The organism is Ruminiclostridium sufflavum DSM 19573, assembly GCF_003208175.1.
GTDB lineage: Bacteria > Bacillota > Clostridia > Acetivibrionales > DSM-1351 > Ruminiclostridium > Ruminiclostridium sufflavum.
Genome location: NZ_QKMR01000023.1, coordinates 71,452 through 76,999, shown reverse-complemented (window position 1 = coordinate 76,999; position 5,548 = coordinate 71,452). Strand labels below are relative to the sequence as shown.

General features: G+C 53.2%; 2 protein-coding genes. Both read right to left on the bottom strand.

All coding sequences use genetic code 11. The features are described 5' to 3' along the window. A partial coding sequence (locus LY28_RS15925; protein ID WP_479692087.1) for a transposase occupies window positions 1–564 on the bottom strand: 564 nt, incomplete at its 3' end. A gap of 336 nt (window positions 565–900) precedes the next feature. Further along, on the bottom strand, window positions 901–5,181 hold the full coding sequence (locus tag LY28_RS18945; protein WP_479692088.1) for a beta strand repeat-containing protein: 4,281 nt from the start codon (window positions 5,179–5,181) through the stop codon (window positions 901–903). Window positions 5,182–5,548 lie beyond the last annotated feature (367 nt).

Sequence of the window (5,548 nt, the reverse complement as noted above, 5' to 3'; positions counted from 1 at the left end):
AAGTTTTTTGATATGGTTTTTAGCAGATTCTCTTTCGTTAGAGCGATAGCGAGAAAACTCTGCATCTACAATGATATCATTCATAACATCATATAATACAGAAACCGATGCAAGCGCACCATTTTTGTTGTATTGATTAGGATTTGTTCCGAAAATTTTAAGATTTTCCTCTGAGTTAGGAACTTGGACTGTACTTCCATTAACAGAATAAATGTTAAATCCATTCCACTTTTTGAAATTAGTGTTTAACTCATAGTATTTGTTCACTGATAAATCAAAAAGTTCATGAAATGCTTCATGTGAAATACCTTGTCGCGCTTTAGAAATGGCTTGTTTAGAAACTATTTGAAGCTTTAATTCCGGAAAGTCCATTTTAAATTGAGAATAATTAATTGATAAAGATTTCTTTGTTGAATTTATTATAAAATAAAACAAATCGGTAAAAGAGAGCTTTCTAGATCTGCTAAAAGAGTTTCCAATACGATGGACGTTTATAAAATCTCTGGATTTAATCAGTACCTTCGATTCTTCTATAATAGATTTAAGTAATATTCCAAGTTTCATTATATATACCTCGCAATCAAATATTTGTATTCAATTGCGAGGCTACATTTTTAGGCTGACTTGTCAAGTGCTTTTTGATATTTGTTGAAATTTCCTTAAGTTGACGACATTGCCCTCGGTTCGGGTGGTTTATTGTTTCGCATGGCTCATTTCTCTGCCGAGAAACTTGCCTTATGCTCAACAGGCTAAAGCCCATAATAAAAAAGCGCTAATTATAAAGTTTAATAATTAGCGCTTAAATAAAGATTTATTGTACTATGGTTCTTAATTAATAAAAAATAGGTTTACTTTTGATCTACCACCTCTGGAAAAGGGAAGTCAGACTTAAATATTAGCTTATACAGGGAAAATTATTCCGTTTATATCTGTATTATTGGCTGTTGCTGTAGTAACATTTGTTGCGGTTACAACAAATGTACGCAGAGAGTAGGTGCTTGTTGTCGTTGCGGGTGCTGTGTCAACATATGTGCTGGCAAATGGAAGACTCTGTGTGCCTACTTGTGAAGCAATTTGGTTAAATGTTCTGGTATCTATCAAAGTAGTATTTCTATATAATCTAAATTGCACTTCAAGTCTCCAGACAAGAATAGAATTGACATCTATAGAAATTGCATAGTCAATTTTTATATTTTCCCCAATTACAACAGGAGTAGATACTGATACTATTGAAACCTCTGTAGAAGTAGGTAAAATCGAGGTAGGCCCCGTTGCTTTGTTGAAAAATAGGGTTGGAGTACCAGCAGTTGAACCTGTAGGTCCGGTAACACCGTCAGGCCCGGTAGCGCCAATCATACCAATAGGTCCAGTAGCCCCAGTAGCTCCGGTGACGCCAGCGGGTCCGATAGGTCCAGTTACCCCAACAGGCCCGGTAATTCCAGTCATCCCAACAGGTCCGGTAGTACCGATGATGCCAGTAGGCCCAGTAGAGCCAGTTACACCAGCGGGTCCAGTAGCCCCAGTAATTCCAGCGGGTCCGGTAGCACCAGTAATCCCAACAGGTCCGGTAGCTCCGGTGACACCAACAGGGCCAGTCACGCCAGCAGGTCCGATAGGTCCAGTCACTCCAGCGATACCAGTAATTCCAGTTGGTCCAGTAACACCGGTAGGCCCAGTAGAGCCAGTTACACCAGCAGGACCAGTAACGCCAGCGGGTCCGATAGGTCCAGTTGTCCCAGTAACCCCAGTAACACCAATGTGTCCAGTTACACCAGCCGGTCCAGTGGTGCCAGTCGGCCCAGTAATTCCAGCAGGTCCAGTAGAGCCAGCTACACCAGCGGGTCCGGTTACTCCGATAGGTCCAGTTACACCAATAGGACCAGTAGCCCCAGTCACGCCAGCAGGCCCAGTAATGCCAATGGGTCCAGTAGCGCCGGCAGGTCCGGTAGCTCCAGTGACACCGACAGGGCCAGTAGTTCCTGTTGGTCCAGTGATACCGGCAGAACCAGTAGTACCAGTGATACCAGTGGGCCCGATAGGTCCAGTCATCCCAGCAGGTCCGGTAATTCCAGGTACACCAATAGGTCCAGTTGTTCCAGTCATTCCAGCCAGTCCGGTAGCCCCAGTGATCCCAGCAGGCCCGGTAGTACCAGTTACTCCGATAGGTCCAGTTGTCCCAGTAACCCCAGTAACACCAATGTGTCCAGTTACACCAGCAGGTCCAGTAGCTCCGGTGACGCCAGCGAGTCCGATAGGTCCAGTTACACCAGCCGGTCCAGTGACGCCAGTCGGCCCAGTAATGCCAATGGGTCCAGTAGCGCCGGCAGGTCCGGTAGCCCCAGTGATGCCAACAGGCCCAGTAGCTCCAGTCATCCCAGTAAGTCCGGTAGCCCCAGTAACGCCGACAGGTCCGGTAGTACCAGTTACTCCAATGGGTCCAGTTGCCCCAGTAATTCCAGCGGGTCCAGTAACCCCAGCGATGCCAGTAGTTCCTGTTGGTCCAGTGACGCCAGTAGGTCCAGTCACTCCAGCAGGTCCGGTGACGCCGGTTAGACCGGTAGCTCCGGTGATGCCAGTAGACCCAGTGACGCCAATGGGTCCAGTTACACCAGCCGGTCCAGTGACACCAGTCGGCCCAGTAATTCCAGCAGGTCCAGTAACCCCAGTCACGCCAGCAGCCCCAGTCACACCAACAGGCCCAGTAAAGCCAGTTACACCAGCGGGTCCGGTCGCTCCAGCGATACCAGTAATTCCAGTTGGTCCAGTAACACCGGTAGGACCAGTAGCCCCAGTCACGCCAACAGGCCCAGTAAAGCCAGTTACACCAGCCGGTCCAGTGACGCCAGCCGGTCCAGTGACGCCAGTCGGCCCAGTAATTCCAGCAGGTCCAGTAACCCCAGTCACGCCAGTAGACCCAGTAACGCCAGCAGGCCCAGTAGCTCCAGTCATCCCAGTAAGTCCAGTAGCCCCAGTCATCCCAACAGGTCCAGTGGGTCCAGTAGTACCAGTAATGCCAGCAGGTCCGGTAGATCCAGTGACACCGACAGGGCCAGTAGAGCCAGTCATACCAATAGGTCCAGTTACACCAGCAGGTCCGGTCACTCCAGCGATACCAGTAATTCCAGTTGGTCCAGTAACACCGGTAGGACCAGTAGAACCAGTTACACCAGCTGGTCCAGTGACGCCAGCAGGCCCAGTAATGCCAATGAGTCCAGTAGCGCCAGCAGGTCCGGTAGTTCCAGTAGTACCAGGAACCCCAGCGATGCCAGTGGTTCCTGTTGGTCCAGTGATACCGGCAAATCCAGTAGGCCCAGTAACGCCAATGGGTCCAGTAGTACCAGTGACACCAGTGGGTCCGATAGCCCCAGTAACGCCAGCAGGCCCAGCAGCCCCAGTCATCCCAACAGGTCCAGTGGGTCCAGTAGTACCAGTAATGCCAGCGGGTCCGGTCACTCCGATAGGACCAGTAGCTCCGGTGATGCCGGTTAGACCGGTAGCTCCAGTGATACCAGCAGGTCCTGTAGTACCAGTAACGCCAATAGGTCCAGTTACACCAGTCGGCCCAGTAATTCCAGCAGGTCCAGTAGCCCCAGTCACGCCAGCAGGCCCAGTAGCGCCGGCAGGCCCGGTAGCACCAGTAATCCCAATAGGTCCGGTAGCCCCAGTAATTCCAGCGGGTCCAGTAACCCCAGCGATGCCAGTAGTTCCTGTAGTACCAGTCACGCCAACAGGCCCAGTAGCTCCTGTGATGCCGATAGGTCCAGTTACACCAGCGGGTCCGGTCACTCCAGCGATACCAGTAATTCCAGTTGGTCCAGTAACACCAGCCGGTCCAGTAGCCCCAGTCATTCCAGCAGGACCAGTAGTACCAGTGACACCAGCAGGCCCGGTAGCTCCGGTGACGCCAGCGAGTCCGATAGGTCCAGTAGCCCCAGTAACGCCAATGGGTCCAGTGACACCAGCCGGTCCAGTGACACCAGTCGGCCCAGTAGAGCCAGCCACACCAGCGGGTCCGGTAGCCCCAGTCACGCCAACAGGTCCAGCAGCTCCGGTAGTACCAGTCATCCCGGCAGAACCAATAGCTCCAGTTATCCCAATAGGTCCAGTAGCCCCAGTTATCCCGACAGGGCCAGTAGTACCAGTCACTCCAGCGGGTCCAGTAGTGCCAGTAATCCCAACAGGTCCGGTTGAACCAGTGACGCCAGTGGGTCCGGTAGCTCCAGTAGCTCCAGTGATACCAACAGGCCCGGTAATTCCAGTTACACCAGCCGGTCCAGTTACACCAGCCGGTCCAGTGACACCAGTCGGCCCAGTAATTCCAGCAGGTCCAGTAGAGCCAGCTACACCAACAGGGCCGGTAGCACCAGCGGGACCAGTAGCACCATCAGGCCCGGTAGAGCCAGCAGGGCCAGTTACACCAGCGATACCAGTAATTCCAGTTGGTCCAGTAACACCGGTAGGACCAGTAGTACCAGTGACACCAGTGGGTCCGGTAGCCCCAGTAACGCCAGCAGGCCCAGCAGCCCCAGTAATCCCAACAGGTCCAGTGGGTCCAGTAGTACCAGTAATGCCAATGGGACCAGTAGCGCCGGCAGGTCCGGTAGCCCCAGTGACGCCAACAGGCCCAGTAGCTCCAGTCATCCCAGTAAGTCCGGTAGCCCCAGTAACGCCGACAGGCCCGGTAGTACCAGTTACTCCAATTGGTCCAGTAACCCCAGCGATGCCAGTAGTTCCTGTTGGTCCAGTGATACCGGCAGAACCAGTAGCCCCAGTCATCCCAGCAGGTCCGGTTGAACCAGTTACACCGACAGGGCCAGTAGAGCCAGTCATACCAATAGGTCCAGTCATCCCAGTAGCCCCAGTAGCGCCGGCAGGTCCGATAGGGCCAGTCACGCCGACAGGCCCAGTAGTACCAGTTGCGCCGACAGGTCCAGTTGCTCCAGTTATACCAGTAGGTCCAGCCACACCAGCGGGTCCAGTAGCCCCAGTAATCCCAATAGGTCCGGTAGCCCCAGTCACGCCAGCAGGTCCAGTAGCCCCAGTCACGCCAGCAGGTCCAGTAGCCCCAGTCACGCCAGCAGGTCCGGTAGCTCCGGTGACACCGACAGGTCCAGTAGCCCCAGTAGCGCCGGCAGGTCCGATAGGTCCAGTTACACCAGCAGGCCCAGTAGCTCCAGTCATCCCAGTAAATCCGGTAGCCCCAGTAACGCCAACAGGTCCAGTAGCCCCAGTTATCCCGACAGGGCCGGTAGCTCCGGTGACGCCAATAGGTCCAGTAGAGCCAGCAGGTCCGGTTAAACCAGCTACACCAGTAGGGCCAGTGATACCAACAGGTCCTGTAGTACCAGTAACGCCGACAGGTCCGGTAGTACCAGTTGCGCCGACAGGGCCGGTTGCTCCAGTTATACCAGTAGGTCCAGCCACACCAGCCGGTCCAGTAGCCCCAGTAATCCCAATAGGTCCGGTAGCCCCAGTAACGCCGGCAGGTCCGATAGGTCCAGTTACCCCAACAGGCCCGGTAATTCCAGTCACACCAGCAGGCCCAGTA

What these genes read in the sequence shown, in the direction of transcription:
- LY28_RS18945 (WP_479692088.1), bottom strand. Translation starts at nt 5,181, where the DNA reads ATGACTGGAGCTACTGGGCCTGCTGGTGTAACTGGACCTATCGGACCT.